Consider the following 20,760-nt stretch of genomic DNA (forward strand, 5'->3'; position numbering starts at 1 on the left):
GACTCCGGTTCTTGCACGGCCTAATTCTGAAATCGATTTCAGAAATCGAGAGCCAAGCAGCTCGATTTCAGGTAAAACCGAAAGCAAGGATGCATGGTCGATCTCTTGAAGGGCATTCGTGTCCTCAGCCTCAATCACTTTCTGATGGGTCCGGTCGGCGTGCAGTTTCTCGCCGACCTCGGTGCGGACGTGATCGCCGTGGAACCGCCCGGAGGGGCCTTTCAGCGGAAATGGGGCGGGGCGGACAAGCGGGTTGATGGCCAGTCGATGTTGCTTCTCACGGGAAACCGCAACAAGCGAAGCCTCACGCTCGATCTGAAAAAGCCCGAAGCCGTGGCCATCGCCAGACAACTGATCGCGAAATCGGATGTGATCGCAGAGAACTTCCGCCCGGGTGTGCTCGACAAGCTTGGTCTCGGCTACGAGGATGCAAAGAAGATCAATCCGCAGATCGTCTATGCCGCTGCCTCCGGCTACGGTCCTGACGGGCCCTACGTCGATCGCCCAGGCCAGGATCTCTTGATCCAGGCGCTATCAGGACTTGCGATGATCACCGGAAGTCGCGAGCAAGGGCCGCGGGCTGTCGGCGTTTCCGCCATCGATCATCACGGCGCTGCCTTGTTTGCGGCGGGGATCCTAGCTGCCCTGGTGAGGAAAGCGCGCACGGGGCAGGGCTGCCGCGTCGATGTTAGCCTACTGTCGGCTGCGCTCGACCTGCAGATGGAATCCTTTACCTGCTACCTGAACGGCCAAAGGCCTGAGGACGTCCGTCAGCCGGGACCGGTGGCCGGCTGGTACTATGGCGCGCCTTACGGCATCTATGCGACACGCGATGGACACATTGCGATCTCTTTGGGATCGCTGGAGGCGCTCTCAGACGCGCTTGGCCTTCCGGCCGACCAGCGAATTCCTGACGAGGAGGCGTATCGCCGGCGGGACGAGGCCTCAGCCATGATTGCGGCCAGTGTCGCCAAACGCACAACCACCGAATGCATCGTCTTGTTCGAAGCGCGCGGAATTTGGCACGCCGCGGTGAACGATTATGCCGACGTCGTTGCGGATCCGCAGATCGCGCACAACAGGAATTTTCAGGTCGTGACCGGCGCGACCGGAACTCCCATCACCCTTGTCAGCCATCCCGTCCGCTACGACGGCGAGCAGCCGGACGTGCGTTTGCCGCCGCAAAAGCTCGGTGCGCAAACGGAAGAGATTCTCAAGGAGCTGGGCTATGACGCCAAAAAATTGAAGGATCTTTACGATACGGGCGCCATCGGCACTGGGGGCTAGCATCACTAAACGAACAAAGAGACTTCTCGAAGGTAGCACGCTCAGGTCAGGAGGGCATGGTGATCGGCATAAACGTGCGCGCGGCTTTCCCCGCGGTGCTGGTGACGAGGCGTGCTCCTCGGCAGCGATGCAACCAAGCACGCTTGGAAGTCTGGTGAACACTAACCGTTCACGCCAGTCCAGGATGTGTTAGTAGAGAGCTTTGAGTTGCCGCCAGGCGAAAGCCGCGCGGCGAGTTTTATGTTGGACCAGAAGCCATGTCGGAAAGCCAATATCTGCCCGCGCGCGAGCGTATGCTGAAGCGCATTGCCGAGACCAGGGACACTGCACGCTCGGGCTTGCCACACTGGGCGAGTGCCGCCGACGGAAAATGGACGTTTACGCCCGATGGTGATTGGACCGGCGGGGCATTTGTCGGTGAGCTTTGGCTCGCGCATCTTGCTGATCCCAGGCAGTTCCCACTCGAAGACGCGCGTGCTGCGCTAAGCCGAATGTTGCCGCGTGCCGAGCGGCTTACGGCCTTCAAGGGCTTCGGCTTCTATCATGCTGGCGCCCTCGGCAGCATCCTGTTCAAGGAAGAAAACGCGCGCGCGGTGGCTCTGACAGCAGCAAGCTCGCTTCGTGATATGTTCGATCCACACCTCGGACTGATACCGTTGGGCAGGGATGCCGAAGAGGCGAGCGCAGTCGGAGCCTCCGAGAGCAGCATCGATTCGCTGCAGGCGACAGGTCTGCTCTATTGGGCCGCGGACCAGCTTTCCGATGCTCGGATGGAGGAGGTCGCCAATGCACATATGCGGCGTGTCCTCGAGATCCATGTGCGGCAGGACAATTCAGTTATCCAGTCTTCCACCCTTGATCCACACACCGGCAAGGTGCTCAGAACGCACACGCACAAGGGATATAGCGATATCAGCACCTGGGGCCGGGCGCAGGGATGGGCGATGCTCTACACCGCTCACGCTGCCATGGTCCGCCCGGACGAACCGCTATGGCGCGACTACGCCGTACGCCTTCTTGACTGGTGGATCGACCATGTCCCTGCGGATCTCATTGCCTTCTGGGATTTCGACGATCCGGCGATCCCCAACACCAGCAGGGATACTGCGGCCACCGCTATCGCTGCTGCCGCGGCGCTGCGCCTCGCATCCGCACTTGGTCCTGAGCGCGGCGCCAAATATCGATCATTTGCGGAGCGCACAGTTACTCAGCTGAGCTCGAAATACCTGACACCGACTGCTCCCGATGACCCGCGCCCGCCTGGAATGCTCACCGGCGGCTGCTTCACCCGAAAGGCGATCGTGCGCGATATCGATGCGGCCCAGAACGTCGAGCTGATCTTCGGAAGCTACTTCCTGTTTGAATGCCTTGCCATCCTGACGGATCTGGTGCCGCCTGGCCGGATCTAATGAGGAGGCGCGAAAGGCTTCCAACGCGAGCAAAGCCTCAAACCAATCTTGTTTGTGACGCCACGCCAGTCAATCTGTCCAAAAACTTCGACGGCATCGGCTCCACTCCTTAGATGTTTGCGATGGCATGATCGAGTTCGACAGCAACTGAATGCCTCCTGTCTGGAATCCCTTACATGAGAAATGCGAAAACTCCCATCTATCGCGGCTTGTTCCCGGTCGCTCCGACGCCGTTTACGGACTCTGGAGATCTCGATCTCGAAGGGCAGCGGCGCGTTCTCGATTGCATGATTGATCAAGGCGTGGACGGAATCTGCATTCTGGCCAACTACTCCGAGAAATTCCTGCTGTCTGATCAGGAACGCGATATTCTGGTCGAGCTCTGTCTTTCGCATGTCGCGGGCCGCAAGCCAGTCATGGTGACCTGCAGCCATTTCAGCACCCAGATTGCGGTGCAGCGCGCCCGCTATGCGGCCGAACGTGGCGCAAGCCTCCTCATGCTGATGCCGCCTTATCATGGTGCAAGCCTGAAGGCGGATGAAGGCGCCATGATCGGGCATTTCGGCCGGGTCGCAGACGCAGCCGGGATTCCAATCATGGTCCAGGACGCGCCGCTCTCCGGCGTCACATTGACGGTCCCGTTTCTCGTCCGGCTCGCTTGCGAGGTGCCGCTCGCCAGATATTTCAAGATCGAGGTGCCGTTTGCGGCTGCCAAGCTGCGCAGTCTGATCGAGCTCGGCGGTGAGGTCATCATTGGTCCTTTTGACGGGGAGGAAGCCATCACCATGATGGCAGACCTCGATGCCGGTGCGATCGGAACAATGTCAAGCGCGCTGTTGCCCGATCTGCTCCGCCCCGTGCTCGATCACCACAAAGCGGGACGCAGGCAGGAAGCCGCTCTTGCCTATGCAAAGGTGCTGCCGCTCATCAATTTCGAGAACCGCCAGTGCGGCCTGCGCGCTGCCAAGAGCGTGATGGCTGAAGGTGGCGTGATCAAATGCGAAGCCGTGCGGCATCCGCTCGATGGGCTCCATCCGGCGACGAGAGCTGGATTGATCGAGCTTGCGCGTGAGCTCAACCCGCTGGCTCTTCGTTGGGGACATTGAGGCATGAACAATCCGGAACAAGCGGTGCAGGCACAACCTGTGTACCCCCAGATCAAGATGTTCATTGCCGGGGAATGGATGGAAGGGGAGGCAGAGCGTTCGGAAGAGATCCTCAACCCGGCGACCGGACAGCCCATTGGTGAAACGCCTTATGCCTCCCGCGGCGATCTCGATCGTGCGATCATGGCCGCTAAGGAGGGCTTTGAGATTTGGCGAAAGGTTTCAGCCTTTGACCGATACAGGACGATGCGCAAGGCCGCCGAGCTCATACGCTCGCGCGCAGCCGGCATCGGATCGATCATGACGCTCGAACAGGGTAAGCCGCTGAGCGAGTCGAGTGCTGAAACGCTCCTTGCTGCCGATATCATCGACTGGCTCGCCGAGGAAGGGCGGCGCGCCTATGGGCGGATCGTGCCGGCGCGCTTTGGCAATGTCGCCCAGCTCGTGACCAAGGAGCCGGTCGGGCCGGTTGCGGCATTTACGCCCTGGAACTTTCCGATCAACCAGGCCGTACGGAAGATCTCCGCGAGCCTTGCAGCCGGCTGCTCCATCATCGTCAAGGGACCTGAAGAAACGCCAGCGAGCTGCATGGAGCTGGTGCGTAGTTTCGCGGATGCGGGCTTGCCGGCGGGCGTGATCAATCTCGTCTTCGGGGTGCCATCCGAAGTTTCAGATTATCTCATACGCCATCCTGTCGTCCGGAAAGTCTCCTTCACCGGCTCGACAGTAGTCGGAAAGCATCTCGCAGCCCTTGCCGGCGCCCATATGAAGCGCGCCACCATGGAGCTCGGCGGGCACGCGCCTGCCATCGTTTTCCCGGATGCCGACATCGAGAAAGCCGCAAGAATTTTGTCGGCGAACAAGTTCCGCAATGCGGGCCAAGTCTGCGTCTCGCCGACGCGGTTTCTGGTGCATGAGAGTATCTATGAAGATTTCGTCAAGAGGTTTGTTGCCGAGGCCAGCGCGATCAAGGTTGGCAATGGTCTTGAAAGAGATAGCCGCATGGGGCCGCTCGCCAATGCGCGGCGGCTCGATGCAATGGAGAGCTTTGTCGCGGACGCTCTCGATTGCGGCGCCCAGTTGCGCACCGGCGGCAAGCGTATCGGCAATGCGGGGTACTTCTTCGAGCCGACGGTCCTGACCGATGTTCCACCTCAAGCGCGCATCATGAATGAAGAGCCGTTCGGCCCTGTCGCGCCGATTGCGCGGTTTAAAACCTATGACGAGGTCGTCGCCGAGGCCAATCGACTGCCTTTCGGGCTCGCCGCCTACGCCTACACGCGATCGGCCGCAACGATCGCCGCGATCGGGGCCGATCTTCAATGCGGCATGGTGTCGATCAATCATCATGGGCTTGGGCTTCCCGAAGTGCCCTTCGGAGGAACGAAGGAGTCCGGCTTCGGTTCGGAAGGTGGCCTTGAGGCAATCGAGGGCTATCTCGACACCAAATTTGTGAGCCAGGCGAGCTAGAACCGGAATAGCAGGCGCAAAACCGGAGCAGAACGATTTGCTCGACAGTGCCGCCGGATCGCCTCAAGCGCTCCGCTCTTCTCCGCTGGCAGACCGGTACGTCTGCCTTCTCCCCAGACTTGAGCCGCTGTCGGAGAAATCCGGCAGCGGTCCTTTTCTTTGCTGGACTGACACCTTCTTGTTCATCCAGGCGGGAGCGGAAATGAGATACTTTGTCCGGCAAATCAGCGCGGACGGATAACACTGCGTGTACCAAAGCCCTTAAGTATCCGCGCCAATGATAGCCCGCGAGCACCACGAATATTGGCGCGGCCCAGCATGACCATCGCCTGGAATTTCTCGGCGATGACCATCTCACGCGCATAAGCGCGCAGATGCGGAGCAGGAAGATCGTGGAGAACCGACAGGTCCATTTCCAGTAGACCCGGTTCGACCGCATCAACGAAGGCGATGGCGAGAACGATACAGGTCTTGGCGGTATCGACCAATGCGTCGGCGGTGATACGCAGGCGCCATAACTCGGTTTCCTCGCGAATGCGATTGACCTTGACGCTGTTTGGATCGAACTCCACCCCATCGTTATATGAAACGCCGCTGACTTCTTTGAAGATGCGGACCATCTCGTCCTAATCATCGTTCTCGATGCCGAGGGAGCCGAGGGGGCACCACGGACTCGTGGAAAAATGGCCCGCTTGGAGCCATACCAAGCGTTTACGATCGGGCCAAATGTGGTAGGGTCAGTTCACCTTTGCCAGCGACAACTGAGAGGTTGAGTTCCTGCGCGGCAGCATCCAGGACCGGCACGGGAACGGCACTCTCGCGCGCTAGGCGCACAGCACACTCGATATCCTTTGCAGCATTCGCAATCGAGATTGCCAGTGCATCTGGTTTCTCTCCCAACAAAAAGGCGGCGAAGGCTTGGAATATTCCACTGTTCGTAGAGCCCCGACTGACCAAAGAGCGTAGTGTTACAAGATCTATCTGAAGACTATCCGCGAATTGGCAGACCTCAGCGGCGACCGCAGCTATGCCCATAGTCATGCTGTTGTAAACAAGCTTGAGCTTGTGGCCGTGTCCGACATCTCCAACATGCATAACCGTCTCGCAAAACGCAGCAAGAATGCGTTCAGCGACGGGAAAGATTGTTGGATCCGATCCAACCATCGCATTGAGAAGGCCGAGCTCTGCTTGCTCGGGGCTTCGTGTTACTGGAGCATCAATAAAGCTTAGACCTCGACTTCGCGCCGTTTTCGCCAATGCAATGGTCGAGGCGGGATACGAGGTCGTGCAATCAATTATCAAGCCTCCTTGGCGCATGTGAACAAACAGTCCATCCTGGTCGAGGCACACAGTCTCAACTTCGCGGCTGGACGGTAAGGACAACACCACCACACTTACATGCTGCGCCAACTCAGCGATCGACGTATGCTCGCGGGCCCCTGCACTTATCAGGCGATCAGCACCGAACCGGTTCTTGTTGACTTTGATGTGGAGCTCGCTTTGCTGACGCAGCAGGCTGATGCCTATACCCGTTCCCATGCGTCCCGCTCCGATAAGCCCTATGCTCTGCTTGATCGTTTTGGGAGCCGCGTTCGCTGATGATCCTTTGCTCATGATTTAGCATTCCGAAAAGAAGCCATGCCTTTGTAGGATGGGCAACAGCTCGTGATGGTTGTTGATCGTGTAGTCTGGACGCGCGGCTTGCAAGCGCGAGGTCGAAACAAATCCTCCGGTAATGGATATGCTTGTCAAGCCGAGATTGCGTGCAATATCAGTCTCGACGGGCATATCGCCGATGATGAAGGTTGATGAGGGCTTCAGGTTGTGCCTGTGCATATAAAGCCGAAGCCGCTCTCCTTTGCTCATCGATTTGTATTGCGTGGCGCGGCTTTCAAAAGCGAGCACATCGGTGATGTAGTGATCCACTCCAAGCCTCTTCAGCTGGGACTGTAGAGGCGCGACTATGTGGTTGCTGAGGATGGTGAGTAGAGCGGATTCTCGTCGCGCTATCTCGAGCACTCTGCGCGCCCCCTCACGTAGATCGGCCTTATCCGCAAGATGCTCGTATAAGTCGTGAAACAGTGCGCCATCGTCACGCTCCACTGCCTCAATCTCTTCGCGCGACATTCCAAGGCTATGATAGAGACGAGAGAGGGGAACATCACAATGCTCTCGAAAGCTGTTTATATCGATGCTCGGACGACCAAAGCGGTCCAACATCACATTGGTCGTTTCGAGCACCGCATAGGTGTCATCTAGCAGCGTTCCGTTCCAGTCAAATACGAGAGCGGGTTTCATGATCCTGACCTCAGACGGGGTTGACAGGAAGAGCGGCCAGCAAAGCTTCCAAGTTTCTGTCCGCGCGCTGCCGTCCAGCGGGGGTCGGCATCTCCAACGTGAAGGGTGACAAATCGATGCCCTCTAACCTGTTGGCCAATATGGATAGAAGGGCGCGGAAGGGCAGATAAGTTATTGTTGCTGCTTGGATCGCCGTCGCAATGTTGCTTTCAATCAGTCTGAGGGCTGGCGCGTCCATCCTGTGAAAGCGAAGGCACTGGGCGCGCAGTTCGGGCGGCAACCGCTTCAATGTCTGCCAGAATGCGAGCTCATCCAGCGTATCAATACCCATGCCGTAGTAGTTTGGAGCAACTATAGGCGGCGAACCAATCGCCCAATGTACGGCCGTGGCTCCCGCGGCAAGGAGCATCGTTGTGACGGCTTGGCTGGTATCGCCTCGGATGAGGGCTTCGTCGACAACTATTATGGTCCGTTTAGCGACGGCAGGTTCCGACACGCGATACTTCTGAGCAATGCGAGATTGCCGGGCCCTGGATTTGCCCAGGAGCGTTCGCTCAGGAAATTGCGCTGCCACTACGTCACTACGCTCGGCGAGCAGGCCCTGTTCGGCGAGAGAGTCAAACAGACCATCGGCGTACGGCCCCCCAGTATTTGGCATGGAGGACACGATTGGCGGCATCAAGAGTGGCTCTGCTTGAACTCGCTCCGCAACGAGTCTCCCCAAGGCGAGCCCGATGTTGTAACGGGTGTGGCGATGTGAATGGCCCTCGACCGACGTGTCCGGACTTCCCAAATAGAGAGTTTCGTAGGCGCAGAGTTTGGCGTTATATGGTCGGCTGTTCAGAGCATGATCAACGCTGCCGCCTGTCTTAGCGTCCACGTGCTGTATGCTCCCAGGCAAGAGCTGCTGGGCCTCACCTTCCAAGCCAGCGAAGGCACAAGTTTCAGAAGCAAAGAGCAACAATCCGTCATTTGTCCGCATAGTCTCCAATGGTCGCAAACCGCTTCGATTGCGGTATGCAACAAGATCTCCGTTCTTATCTAGTAAAAGCGCGGTAATGGCACCATCGATACGATCATCAAGCTCGCGAAAGATAGCTTCGTAGTCTGCGGGCAAGCCGTGACGCCAATAGTCTCGTTCGCAAGATCGTTCAATCCACCTCAGCATGAGCTCGGCGTCTGTGGTGGTATCTATCAGTGGTCCCTCGGCGAGCAATTCGCTCCTGAGTTCATGAGCGTTCACCAAGGCGCCATCCAGAGAAATTGCAAAATGGCGGCTAGGAATTGACTGCACATCGCCGTCATCCCTAGTTCCACAGGATCCGCCACGGATCTGCGCGATTGCAACATGAGGCCGAAAGCGCGGCTCCTGTTCGATGAAGTCAATGCGCACTGAATTGTCGTTCGATTGAAACGCCCTTCCACATCGGATCCCACGCTCTTGCATGAAAGCAGAGACCGCGACACCTGCTTGCCCACGGAGCGCAAGTGTCGGAATCATTTTCTTCAGCTGATCAACAACACGCGACGATGGTTCGCTTGAAGCGCATCGAAACGCACCGGCGACACCGGACATTAGTCACCCACTTATTAAGGAGCCGATCTGGCGGGGCGCCTCGCATGGCCAATGTGCCTATGAAGGCGGAAGTTCGCTTCATCGTTAAGCAAGCGTCGTACCACTCCTTCGAAAATACTGGCTGGCACTTCTGGAGCGAGGAGAATTGGAAGACGAGCCGCTCTAGCCACTCAGTGAGTGCTGTGCGTCGTTCAGGCTCTCACACGGTGTTCAATATGCTACGACGGTGTGCGAAAATCGCCACACCGGAGCGAGAAGGTACGAGCGCTTGAAGTCGGTGAAAGCCTGCTGATCTTCCACTCATGCCTTCCAGTCTGCGGTAAGCACCAAAGCGGGTCCTTACGGACGACCAGCATTAGAAAAGGCTCTAAGCAGGGCTGGTAGCGGCGCGTTGGTATTTTCGTGTTTTGCTAGTAAGAGTCGGCAGATGATGCAGAGCGAGTTCATCGCGCGATGCCGATACCGCGAGCCGGGTCCTGGACAGCCGAAGTGCGCCCGTCCGTCTGCGCGACAGAGTAACGAATGGACTTATAGGCACCGGACCCTCGAGCCACTTTCAGCTCGCCGGCGGCTACATTGAGCGGGAGACATACCAACGGCTTTTCGGCGCTCGCGACATGGGTCTTAACATCCTTTCTAATCTACGTGATGTATCCCCCACCTCGCGCCGACGGGGCTTTCTTCTTCTATCTTGATCTGAACAGGCTTGCATCTGCTTTGCTGGACGAAGGTCGCGTTGGAGTGACGGATGATGTTGCAAGCTGGCTCCTGAAGCAAACCAATGTGGCTTGCGTTGCGGGAGACGCGTTTGGCGACGTCAACGGCCTGCGACTCTCATTCGGCGTCCCACCGGCGGCATCGGCGATCGGACTGAAACGCATCGTCCAGGCGCTAAATAGCCTTAGGTCAGATAGCCGCCGGTCCGGTCCCAGATGAAAGACATGGTTATGAATATCTGCACTTAAGCTGATGACTGGCACTTCGCAATATAAGCAGCTCCTATGTCCGTTAACGGCGAGCATCGGTTGAACTGTGACATCAAAGACCGCGATGCGTCCCCCGCCTCTGGAGGTCACGTCTCCTGATCTGGTCTGGAATAGAAGGATCGGTTAACGATCTCACTACCCGGTAAGTTCTGCTGCACTCGTTCGCTCGACGTCGGAGAAGACACAAGGGGCGCAGTCGCACGCACGCAAGTTGTCGCGGTAGGCGGGAGTGCTTGGTCCGAAACCGAACGCGTTCGGTGTCACGAATCGGTCAAGCCGCTTCCAACTCCGACTTTGATCAGACAAGCGCCAGCGTTTCCTTTGATTGGAACTGGCCCAGAGCGTGCATCGTGGCAGACGGGAGCCCCATCGGAGCCTCGCGACATGAGCAACAGTTGCGGCGCCTTCAAATCGAGTGGATCACCGAAATTAGGTTCGGAGACAGTATGCGCATCTGCGGTATCAAACTGACTCATGACGGAGCAGTCGCCCTTGTCGAGGACGGACGGCTTGTCTTTTGTGTCGAGCAGGAGAAGCTGGACAACAATCCGCGATATAAAAAAATCAACAATCTCGATGCGGTTGTTGTCGCCTTGGCAGAGCACGGTTTAGGTCCGCGGGACGTTGATCGGTTCGTCATCGACGGATGGTGGGGCGAGGTTGAGTCACAATTTGAGGTTTTCAGTGGGACTGCACCCATTACCCTTAAAGGGGCGCCGTATGTTGAGGGCGAGGCCGAAAGCCTCCTCACAGCGCACGACGGCTCTGGGCTGATGCTCAACGGGAGCGCCTTCCCTTATCAAAGCTATCCGCATGTCACAGCCCATGTGGCTTCCGCTTTTTGTACTAGCCCTTTCGCCAAGGCCGGGCAGCCCGCGTTTTGTCTGGTGTGGGACGGCGCCTCCTTTCCACGTCTCTACCATGTAGAACGTCGCGCAGCCAGATTCCTCGAGTGCCTCTTCCCCCTGATCGGGCATGCCTATGCTGCCGCAGGCTATCACTTCGGACCATACAAGCAGTCGAACCGGACCAAGTGGGACCTCGGTGTTGCGGGCAAGTTGATGGCCTATATCGCGCTCGGTTCGGTCGATGAAAGCATCGTCGAGGTGTTCCAGGAGCTCTACGAAAAGCACTTTATCACGTTTACGGAGCCAGTCGGTCGTTGCAGCGAGGACGCCGCGCTTGAGCCTGTCCATGAGTTCTTCGATGCCAGCGCGCTACGGTTCAAAGCCAAAGCCCCTGAAGATGTGCTTGCATCCTTTCATTGCTTCCAAGAGCGTCTGCTCGTTAGCAAACTCGCGAGTGCTATACAGAGACATTCGAGGCTTCCCGCGCGCAATCTGTGCATAGCCGGCGGCTGCGGTCTCAACATAAAATGGAATAGCGCACTGCGAGCTGCCGCCTTGTTCGATGCTATCTGGGTGCCACCCTTTCCGAATGACAGTGGCTCGGCAATAGGTGCCGCTTGCTCGGCATTGGCGGCGGACCAAGGCTTTGTACCATTGGAATGGTCCGTCTATAGTGGTCCAGCCGTGGAACGAGGCGACGTGCCGCCCGGATGGGGCGGCTCACCATGTAGCATGCGTGAACTTGCAACCATTCTCGCCAGCAACAAGCCGGTCATTTTCCTTGCCGGCCGCGCAGAGCTTGGACCTCGGGCTTTGGGTAGCAGAAGCATACTCGCCGCGGCGACATCGCCGCGAATGAAGGACCATCTCAACGACATCAAACTTCGCGAGCACTTCCGGCCTGTAGCGCCAATATGCCTGGAGGATCGTGCGCCGGATATTTTTAGTCCTGGAACGCCAGATCCTTACATGCTTTTCGAACACCTAACACGAGCGGAGTGGCGGGATAAGATCCCCGCTGTTGTGCATCTGGACGGCTCTGCGCGATTGCAGACTATTTGCAGGACCTCTCAGCACAAAATCGCCGAACTTCTCGTCGAATACGAAGGCCTGACGGGGATTCCGCTACTGTGCAATACCAGCGCCAATCACAATGGACGCGGGTTTTTCCCGAATGCGGCATCTGCCTGCCAGTGGGACCGCGTTGACCACGTGTGGTGCGATGGCATGCTGTGGACGAAACGCGAGGGCGGCGACTGAGCGCTGGCCAACGGCATCTTTCTCTCTCAGCGCGCGGAAGCGGGACCGTACGCCGAAGATCGTATACCTCCGCGAGAGCTTTCAATTACCCACAAATTCTCCTCCGACCATGGCGCCCAGCGCGATGTCGGTGAGGCGTGACAGCCCGCGCCACATGACCGTATTGCCGGGCGGCGGATCGCTGGCGCGGGCGAGATAACCGCCGAGCCGGGCGATCTTGATCAGATAGTGCGAGAGCGTTCTCCGTCTTGCTCTTGGTTTGTCGTTGACGAGGCGATCGAGCACGCCGATTTCAGTCGCAGTCAACGCGAGGGTTGGTGGCGCGTCTGGGGCGGAACGGTTGAGCATCGTCATCCAGAAGACCCGCCAACTCAGGATGCAAAAGAGCGAGATCAGGTTGGTCAGACGCTGGGCGGTCCTAAGCTTCGACTCCTCAGCTTTGCAGCCCGATTTGAGGATCTTGTGGAACACCTCGATCTTCCATCTCAAACCATACCATTCGAGCTTCTCAATGACGTCGGTGCGGGAACCAACAGGCAGGTCGGTGATCAGCTTCCAATCGATCTTCTTTCTGTTTTTCGGCGTCCCGCGCTCTTCGGCATGGATCACTGTCAGGGTCAGAGCGGGATAGCGCTTCTGCTTTCCGATCGGCGGCAGAACGCGAATCTTGCGATACCTGATCTCAAGAACGGCTTGGTCGGGATCGCCGTTGCTGTCTCTGACTTCGATGCGATGGAGCCCTTTGACGGCGACCTCGTCCATTTCGTCGGCGATGGTGTGATCCCCGTCTCCAGCCAAGCGGTCGACGCAGGTCCTGATCAGGAAATGGGTTCCGATCTCCTGTGCTGCGCAGAAGAGTTCGTAGATGTCACTCTCGCGATCACCAATATGGATGCATCGTCCCGGATGATCCAAGAGTTGCGTAGACTGCTTCAGATTTTCCAACCACCGGACGCTTTCCTTTTTCTCGATGGGAATCCGGGTCGGATTGATCTTCTTTTTAAGCGCTGCCGTCCCCTTGAATTTCTTCCGGGTCCAGAACTTAACGGCCGCCAACCCCAGCGGCACCCCCTCGATTGTAACCGCGAGGCTCGAATGCATCAGGATGCCGCAAACCGTGTGCGATCTGAGGCGACCTGCCTTATCCCGTCCACTGTTTATGCTCTTGGTGATGCCGATCGCTTCTGACTTCTCGCGTTGATAGCTGAACTCGGTTGTATCGTGCAGCACAAGAACGAGATCTCCAGTGGCGGCGGCACGATCACGTGTCGATTGGAAATGGCCGGCCAGAATGTCCGCTTCGCTGACCCGGTCGTTAGAAAAGAAGCGGTAGGCAGCCTTCGTATTCGCCCAATCCTGGCAGACGAGCGGAATGCTTTGTCCCATGGCGCTTCCAATCTGCGTGAGCAGTTTGCGGAATCTGTCGCCGAGCCGCGCGTCCCTAAACTCGCATCCACTACTCTCTCGATCAATCCAACATTCCCCGTCCAAGGACCGCAAACAGCCTTTTGCCGATCGATCCGTTAATGTCAGCCCCATAGAGCACCCCCTCGCGAATCAGGTGCTCAGCAAGGAATCACAAGTGATTCTTTCGATTCAAGATTTCGCCGATCAGCGGATCAGCTCGAGTGGTCAAAGTTATGGGTAATTGAAAGCCGCGAGAGGCCGCCTTGTTGGACGAACGCGATTGCTGCAGGCCCCAGGGGTGATCCTAGGAGAAGCGCCATGACTTTCGAGGGCGGAGGTGATCACATCGGTAGAGCGGCGGCGCGGTGGTCGCTGGATGAGAAGGAGCGGCTTGTTGCAGCATCGCTGGAGCTCGGCGCCATTGCTTCCGAGGCGGCTCGCATGGCCGGCCTTCATGTGAGCCAGCTGTTTAGGTCGCGCAAGGAGCTTTGCAAGCACACTGAAGCGAGTAGATAGCGCCGTTCGTGGCGGTCGAGATTGGGGCGTCTGTGCCGCCGCCGGAAGTGCCCGAAGCGCCATTGACGACCACGGCGGCGCGTCGACGAAGGACAGGGCATCATTGAGATTGATCTTGGTACCGGGCACCGCATCCGGATCGATGGCGAGGCTGATGGCGACGCTACGTCTGTTCTCGATGCTTTGGTCCGCCGATGATCCGACGAATGCGCCACTTTGGGTAGGGTAAGCCTGTAGTGTGACCGGTAAGTTATTGATGTACTCAGGTCGAGGCTCACTCTTAATCAATGGCCCTGTCAGCGTTCTCTCATGCAACAAACCTTGGAGCATCTTGTTCAATCAATCGCGATAATCGGATGTTGCGCCTCCCCGCAACCACCGATGCTTGCGATAGCAAGCCATCCAGAGCCCCGGCTTGCGAAAGGAAGTCGGGGTTTTTCTTGCCCGCCGCAAAGCGCAGGATCGCGGCCAGGTCACCCCGCAATACGACAGCTAGCTCTTCGCCATTGCGGACGAGTGTCACCTGATCGACCAACGTTCGGAAAACCTCGGCCGCTTCGGCTGTCTCGCCTTCGCTTTGCAGGCTCTCGTACAGGGCCGCCACGCGTTGATGGTAGATCCCCGCCATATTCGGGTGGAGGAAGGGCGGCGGCTCCTCCGCGTTCGCGAGGAGGTCGATCAACTCGGCCTTTCGCGCTTCCAGAGCGCCAATCTTGTCCTTCAACTTCGCTCCCGGCACGCCCTCAAGGATAGCTTGAATCGCTTTGTCGGGTTCGCGCTCAGTCCGCTCGAACTCGCGCCGCTGCGCCTCGACATCTGCTCCGCGCTCGATCCTCAGCCGATTAGCCGATTTACCTCCCGGGTAAATTCTTGTCAGAATTCCTTGAACAGTTCGGGCTCCATGAGATGCGTCCGGAGGCCCCTCAACACGGACGCCTCCAGCGCGTCGCGCCGGATGTTCAATCGGTTATTGCAAGTTCCCTTGTTGCGCGCCGTTGCGCAGCCGAGCAAGTCCTTCGAAACCATCGTGTACCCGCCGCCGCAGAATCCGCACTTCGCGAGGCCGGCTAAAAGGTATTTGGGCCGGCGGCGCTCATTAAGTTTGTTCTCGCCAGGCGCTGACGGCTCGCAGGCGAGCGCCTGCTGACGCGCCTTAACCGCATCCCATGTTTCCTGATCAACAATACGCAGCTCGGGGACTTCTTGGATCACCCATTCGGATTCAGGATTCAGGCGAGAAACGCGCTTTCCGGTATCCGGGTCTTTGAGATAGCGGAGGCGGTTCCAGACGAGACGGCCGACATAGAGCTCGTTGTTGAGAATGCCAATGCCGCGTTTTGGATTGCCGTGAATGGTCGATGGACCCCATTCAGCGCCTTGCGGTCCAGGTACACCTTCGCTGTTCAGTTCGAAAGCGATTGTGCGTGAGGACTCGCCCCCGAGGTATTCTGAAGATCCATCGGACGAGAGCCGCTTCGGCGAGCACCACAGCAAACCTTCCGCGCATCGCAGGTCAGCCGGGCACGTCTTGATCGTGATGTCGAGGGTGGGGCGCTGCGTATCCTAAACGCCGAGAGATAGTCGTCGCCGCATTCACCACAAGAGGCGCCAATTGCAGTTCGCTTTGCGGAGTAAAATGAAAAACCGGCATTGTGACGGCAATTGCGGCCGCAACTCGCCCCCTTCGATCGTGGATGACGGCTGCGATAGAGGCGATCTCTGGAATGAACTCTCCCACATTTAGCGCATATCCTCGCTCCCGAATGCGGCAGAGTTCACGTTCAAGTACGCTCGCATCAGTGATCGTCCGTTCCGTGTAGGATACGAGGCCGAGTGCCAGAACCTCTTCCAGGGTCGGGACGGGCATTTGCGACAGCATGGCCTTTCCAGTAGCAGTGCAATGCGCTGGGTTGCGGCGACCCGGTGCAGCGACATGCTTAATCGAACCAGGGCCAAGAACATGCTCGATGTTGATGGCCTCCGTCTTGTTCCAAAGGCTGAGCGAGGCCGTTTCCCTCGAACTCTGGGCAAGTTCTTCGAGATAGGGTCGCGCCACACTGACCACATCGAGATCAGCAAGAAGCCTGCTCGCCAGCGCGATAAGCTCAACCCCGAGGACAAACCGTCCAGTTTCGGCCTCGCGTTCGACAAATCCGTTGTGTTCGAGGGTCGCCAGAGTCCTCGAAACTGCGCTTACATGCTTTCCTAGCCGTCGCGCAATCTCGTTTACACCGATTGGCCTTTCACTCGCGCCGAGAACTCTCAGCAAATTTAATGCGCGTTGCACGGTCGTAACCTCACCGCCGGCTCGGTCGCTTGGGAGACGTTTGCCAAAACTCATCGAAATAACCTCAGCTGCACTTGACAGTTCGTCATGGGCCTGTCACTTTGTGCAACATAATTGCATTATTTGCAATACCAAAAGGGAGGTGTGAATGTCTGGCGGTGAACCGCTGCGCTTAGAGCGACTTTGTAAACAGTATGGCGGCGTGCAAGCGGTTCATGATGTCTCGGTCCAGATCAAGGCTGGCGAGTTTGTGTCGTTTCTCGGGCCAAGCGGATCCGGTAAAACAACGACGTTGATGATGGTTGCGGGATTCGAAACACCTACCGCTGGCCAGATCTTCATTGGAGCTCGACCGGTTACTGGGCTGCCAGTGCACAGGCGAAACATTGGGGTAGTGTTTCAGAACTACGCGCTGTTTCCCCATCTCTCCGTTTTCGAGAACGTGGCATTTGCGCTGAAGATGCGCGGAGTATCGGGCTCTGAGCTTCGAGCGGGCGTCGCCGAAACGCTCAATCTTGTTCAGCTCGGTGGCTACGAGGGGCGTATGCCTCACGAGCTGTCCGGTGGTCAGCAGCAGCGAGTTGCATTGGCGCGCGCGCTTGTGTTCCGCCCAAGCGTAATCCTCATGGATGAACCGCTCGGAGCGCTCGACAAGCAGCTCCGAGAGCACATGCAACTCGAATTGAAGCGTCTACAGAGATCTCTGGAGACAACCGTAGTCTTCGTCACGCACGACCAGGGTGAAGCACTCACAATGTCTGATCGGATTGTTGTGATGAATGAGGGAAAAGTCGAGCAGATCGGAACGCCGGAAGAGATATACGAGACTCCGCGAACGCGCTTTGTTGCTAGCTTCATTGGTGAATCTAATTTCCTCGACGCTCATCTTAACGAAAGAACTGATCAGGGCCTCCTGCTCGATGTTGGTGGCTTGCAGGTTCGATCGACCTGGCAGGGGGTCGAGCGCCAGACGGGACCCGTGACCCTCATGATTCGACCCGAGAAGATCATTCCTCTTGTTGCCGGTTCGCGCGCCGACAACGAATTCGAAGGCGTAATCCAAGAGGTCGTCTACTGCGGAAACGTCGTTAAATACCGCGTCCAGTTGTGCACTACGCCTCCGGTGTTTGTCACTGTGGCGGCTCCGCGCCACGCCTGCTCCCCTCGATTCCAGATCTCCGAACAGGTGAGAATTGGTTGGGATGCACGGGATGGACGACTTCTTACTGGGGAGGCGAAACGCACAACCAAAGGTGTCGAGAATCACGAGGCCTGGTCGGCATTGTTTTCCACCACGGATGTAAATCGCATGGCAATCCTGCCTTCATGATTTCCGTTAGGAGAGAGTTCATGTCGTACGAGATTATCAACTCCGGGCGGCCGACCCGACGTGAGGCGTTAAAGGGGTTCGGTGCCGCGGCGAGCGGAGCGGCGCTCGCGATTGGCGCCCCGGGCATTCTCCGGGCGCAAGCATCGGCACTTGTCGTGGTCTCCGGCGGCGGAGTGTATGAGGAGGCGATCCGCAAAGCAGTGATTGATCCTTTCCAGCGTGAGACGGGCATCAAGGTGACCTATGTGTCTCCGGCCGAAGAAGCGAAAATCAAGGCGCAGGTCGATAGCAACAATGTGCAATGGGATGTGGTGGAGTTATCCCGGCCCGCTTTTCGACCGGATGCGTCCAAATACCTCGAGGAAATCGACTATGGGGCGTTCGATAAAGAAACGCTGGAAAACCTTCTGCCTGAAGCAAAGGCAAAATACGCCGTAGGCTCATACGTCTTCAGCACGGTCATGGGATTCTCAACGGCCGAATACCCGGCCGACAAGCCACGCCCACACTCATGGGCCGAGTTTTGGGACACCAGCAAGTTTCCGGGGCCACGCTCCCTCAGGTCATGTGCGAACGGAGATCCGACCACTGTCGAATTTGCGTTGCTGGCGTCCGGGTTTCCCAGGGACAAGCTGTATCCAATCGACTTCGACAAGGCATTTACGTCCCTCGATCGCATCAAGCCGCACATTACGAAATTCTGGACCGATGGAGCCGCCGCGAACCAGCTCCTGTCGGATCGTCAGGTCGGGATGGCCTCAGCATTCAATGGCAATATAGAGTACCTTAAGGCCCAGGGTGCCGCCGTTGATTACCAGTGGGACGAAGGGGAGCTTAGCGCGCTTCACTGGGTCGTGCTGAAGGGCACGAAAAACCGGGATGCGGCCATGCGGTTTGTGGCCTACCAAGCCACCGCGCAAGCGCAAGCTCGACTTAACAATCTCATTTTTTATGGTCCGTTAAATCGCGCCGCCTTTAAATACATAGAGCCCAAGATCACAGCCAAGCTACCCACGGCACCCGAGAATATTGACAGACAATTCTTCCGTGATCTGGCATATTGGGGTGCTCAATCGTCCTCTGGCAAGTCGAATATCGAAGTGCTCGTCGAGCGCTGGATTAAGTGGGTGGCCAGCTGATGGCCACCTCACTCCATGCCTTGAGATCGGCCATCGCGTGGTCGGTCCACAATCGCGAACCCTCGCTCTTGCTTGCTCCGGCTGCGCTCCTGCTCGGGATCTTCTTCTTCATCCCACTCGCTGGTCTTCTCTCTCTCAGCCTACTCGATCCCGGTCCGACCTTCGCGCATTACCAAGAGTTCTTGGGTAACCCAACGAACTGGATCATACTTGCCCGCACCTTCGCGCTGGCAACGAAGGTTACGCTGATCTGCCTTCTATTGGGATATCCACTCGCCTTCTGGATCGTCTCGGCGCGCACCTGGGTTGCCGCCGCGCTATTGCTTGCGGTTGTGTTGTCGTTCTTCACGAGCTACCTCGTGCGTACATATGCATGGATGGTGCTCCTCGGACGCTTTGGCGTTATCAACCAGTTATTGATGGCGCTCGGCCTTACCGAACGGCCCCTCGACCTCATCTACAATCAGTTCAGCGTGCTTGTAGCGATGGTCTACATCCTCATGCCGTACACGGTGCTGGTGCTCACGAGCGTAATGAGAGGGATTCCACTCGGTCTGACTCGCGCTGCTGCCTCGCTCGGAGCCTCTCCGGTCCAGAACTTCTGGCGCGTATTCTTTCCTTTGAGCGCACCGGGCGTGATCGCGGCCGGGCTGCTCGTTTTCGTATTCGCGCTTGGGTTCTATATCACGCCGGCGCTGCTCGGCGGTCCGAATACGATCGTACTGCCGATGCAGATCGACACTTATGTGAATGGAACTCTTAATTGGCCGCTTGCCGCCACCGCTGCTACCGTGCTCCTCGCAGTCACACTCGTGTTCTATTCAGTTTCTAACTATTTCGTCGATAGCGAACGCCTGTTGAGCTCTCGGCAGGGCGCTGCCCAATCAACAATCTCTACCGTTCGTCATTCAACCAGCGGTTATGTGCGGCTCATTGATCTCGCTACGGCTCTAGCGCGCACCGTCGGAAATCACATCCGCTTTCCGACTGGCGTCACCAGAAATTGGGAGCGTGCCGCGCTTGGTGGTAAGCTATTGCGAGGGATGAGCTTGATTCTTATTGCGTTCCTCGTCAGTCCCATCCTGATTATTATTCCGATCTCGTTCAGCTCTTCACGGTTCCTTGATTTTCCGCCTCCTAGCCTCTCACTACAGTGGTACGAGGCCTATTTCAAAAGCGAAGCTTGGGTCTCCGCCACCGTTCAGAGCTTGGTCGTCGGGATCGCTACCGCGCTTGTAAGTCTTGCCGTCGGTTCAGCAGCTGCGATAGCACTCGTGCGCGGCAGTCCGCGAATGCGCCGTATCGGGTACCAGCTTTTGCTCGCACCCCTGATCGTCCCGGTGATCATCAGTGCGGTGGCGCTCTACTTCCTCTTTGCGCGACTGCAACTCGTCAATACGTCTCTCGCGTTGGTGATAGCGCACAGCATCGGTGCCGTTCCGTTGGTGGTGCTGATCGTCGCCGCGAGCCTGCAGGCCCAGAACGTACGGCTTGAGCACGCTGCCGCGAGTCTCGGGGCCTCGCGCATCGTTACAATCTGGCGAATCGTGCTCCCACCCATCCGTCCTGCACTAGTAGTCGCCGGGTTCTTTGCTTTCCTGGCATCATTCGACGAGGTGGTATTGTCGCTCTTCGTAAGCGGACCGAATACCAAAACTTTGCCGGTCCAAATGTGGTCGGGAATTCGCGAAGAGATCACACCCACGATTGCAGCGGTTTCAAGCCTACTGATAGCGTTCACAGTCCTCATATACGCCGGCGTTGAGGCAATGCGCCAAGTGGGTGAGCGGCGGGGCAAATAAGCGAGCTGACAGTGAAGGAGCCAACGTCGGTGAGTAGAC

General features: G+C 57.6%; 17 protein-coding genes. 9 read left to right on the plus strand and 8 right to left on the minus strand.

Annotated features, from left to right (window positions below):
* The first annotated feature begins 93 nt into the window (after nt 1–93).
* The 4 genes from MTX21_RS33405 to MTX21_RS33420 all read left to right on the plus strand — a co-directional run bounded on the left by MTX21_RS33405 (nt 94) and on the right by MTX21_RS33420 (nt 5,272).
* Nucleotides 94–1,287, plus strand: coding sequence for a CoA transferase (locus MTX21_RS33405; RefSeq protein WP_280968798.1), 1,194 nt, complete (start codon nt 94–96; stop codon nt 1,285–1,287).
* 257 nt (nt 1,288–1,544) lie between these two features.
* Nucleotides 1,545–2,696: a hypothetical protein gene (locus MTX21_RS33410; RefSeq protein ID WP_280968799.1), complete on the plus strand. Its 1,152-nt coding sequence runs from the start codon at nt 1,545–1,547 to the stop codon at nt 2,694–2,696.
* 176 nt (nt 2,697–2,872) lie between these two features.
* A complete protein-coding gene (locus MTX21_RS33415) occupies nt 2,873–3,802 on the plus strand; it encodes a dihydrodipicolinate synthase family protein (RefSeq protein ID WP_280968800.1) in 930 nt (309 codons plus the stop codon).
* 3 nt (nt 3,803–3,805) lie between these two features.
* Nucleotides 3,806–5,272: an NAD-dependent succinate-semialdehyde dehydrogenase gene (locus tag MTX21_RS33420; protein WP_280968801.1), complete on the plus strand. Its 1,467-nt coding sequence runs from the start codon at nt 3,806–3,808 to the stop codon at nt 5,270–5,272.
* 224 nt (nt 5,273–5,496) lie between these two features.
* Here MTX21_RS33420 and MTX21_RS33425 read toward each other — a convergent pair whose 3' ends face one another.
* From MTX21_RS33425 to MTX21_RS33440, 4 genes are all read right to left on the minus strand, one after another.
* On the minus strand, nt 5,497–5,892 hold the full coding sequence (locus MTX21_RS33425; RefSeq protein WP_280968802.1) for a nucleotidyl transferase AbiEii/AbiGii toxin family protein: 396 nt from the start codon (nt 5,890–5,892) through the stop codon (nt 5,497–5,499).
* A 91-nt stretch (nt 5,893–5,983) separates the two neighbouring features.
* Nucleotides 5,984–6,886, minus strand: a complete 903-nt coding sequence (locus MTX21_RS33430; protein ID WP_280968803.1) for an NAD(P)-dependent oxidoreductase — start codon at nt 6,884–6,886, stop codon at nt 5,984–5,986.
* Nucleotides 6,887–6,889: 3 nt separating this feature from the next.
* Nucleotides 6,890–7,570 (minus strand): HAD hydrolase-like protein, encoded by a 681-nt coding sequence (locus MTX21_RS33435; RefSeq protein WP_280968804.1) that lies wholly within the window; start codon nt 7,568–7,570, stop codon nt 6,890–6,892.
* A gap of 10 nt (nt 7,571–7,580) precedes the next feature.
* Nucleotides 7,581–9,146 (minus strand): hypothetical protein, encoded by a 1,566-nt coding sequence (locus MTX21_RS33440; protein ID WP_280968805.1) that lies wholly within the window; start codon nt 9,144–9,146, stop codon nt 7,581–7,583.
* A 1,432-nt stretch (nt 9,147–10,578) separates the two neighbouring features.
* Here MTX21_RS33440 and nodU point away from each other — a divergent pair.
* Nucleotides 10,579–12,240, plus strand: coding sequence for a nodulation protein NodU (gene nodU, locus MTX21_RS33445; protein ID WP_280968806.1), 1,662 nt, complete (start codon nt 10,579–10,581; stop codon nt 12,238–12,240).
* 81 nt (nt 12,241–12,321) lie between these two features.
* On the opposite strand, the gene MTX21_RS33450 is transcribed toward nodU, so the two are convergent.
* Nucleotides 12,322–13,779 (minus strand): IS4 family transposase, encoded by a 1,458-nt coding sequence (locus MTX21_RS33450; RefSeq protein WP_280968807.1) that lies wholly within the window; start codon nt 13,777–13,779, stop codon nt 12,322–12,324.
* 186 nt (nt 13,780–13,965) lie between these two features.
* Between MTX21_RS33450 and MTX21_RS33455 the strand changes: the two genes are divergently transcribed.
* Entirely contained in the window at nt 13,966–14,163 is a 198-nt protein-coding gene (locus MTX21_RS33455; protein WP_280968808.1) for a transposase, read from the plus strand.
* 307 nt (nt 14,164–14,470) lie between these two features.
* Here MTX21_RS33455 and MTX21_RS33460 read toward each other — a convergent pair whose 3' ends face one another.
* The 3 genes from MTX21_RS33460 to MTX21_RS33470 form a co-directional block, all read right to left on the minus strand.
* On the minus strand, nt 14,471–14,887 hold the full coding sequence (locus MTX21_RS33460) for a hypothetical protein (protein ID WP_280968809.1): 417 nt from the start codon (nt 14,885–14,887) through the stop codon (nt 14,471–14,473).
* Nucleotides 14,888–15,036: 149 nt separating this feature from the next.
* The gene (locus MTX21_RS33465) at nt 15,037–15,657 is read right to left on the minus strand and encodes a recombinase family protein (RefSeq protein ID WP_280968810.1); all 621 of its coding nucleotides are present in this window, start codon (nt 15,655–15,657) and stop codon (nt 15,037–15,039) included.
* 19 nt (nt 15,658–15,676) lie between these two features.
* Nucleotides 15,677–16,504, minus strand: coding sequence for an IclR family transcriptional regulator (locus tag MTX21_RS33470; RefSeq protein WP_280968811.1), 828 nt, complete (start codon nt 16,502–16,504; stop codon nt 15,677–15,679).
* 94 nt (nt 16,505–16,598) lie between these two features.
* Between MTX21_RS33470 and MTX21_RS33475 the strand changes: the two genes are divergently transcribed.
* The 3 genes from MTX21_RS33475 to MTX21_RS33485 are packed head-to-tail and all read left to right on the plus strand — an operon-like array spanning nt 16,599 to nt 20,721.
* A complete protein-coding gene (locus MTX21_RS33475; protein WP_280968812.1) occupies nt 16,599–17,780 on the plus strand; it encodes an ABC transporter ATP-binding protein in 1,182 nt (393 codons plus the stop codon).
* A 20-nt stretch (nt 17,781–17,800) separates the two neighbouring features.
* Nucleotides 17,801–18,919, plus strand: coding sequence for an ABC transporter substrate-binding protein (locus MTX21_RS33480; RefSeq protein WP_280968813.1), 1,119 nt, complete (start codon nt 17,801–17,803; stop codon nt 18,917–18,919).
* Complete coding sequence (locus MTX21_RS33485) at nt 18,919–20,721, plus strand: ABC transporter permease subunit (RefSeq protein WP_280968814.1); 1,803 nt, start codon at nt 18,919–18,921, stop codon at nt 20,719–20,721. Before MTX21_RS33480 ends, MTX21_RS33485 begins: the two co-directional genes overlap by 1 nt.
* The last annotated feature ends 39 nt before the right edge of the window (nt 20,722–20,760 follow it).

It is taken from the genome of Bradyrhizobium sp. ISRA430 (assembly GCF_029909975.1).
Lineage (GTDB): Bacteria > Pseudomonadota > Alphaproteobacteria > Rhizobiales > Xanthobacteraceae > Bradyrhizobium.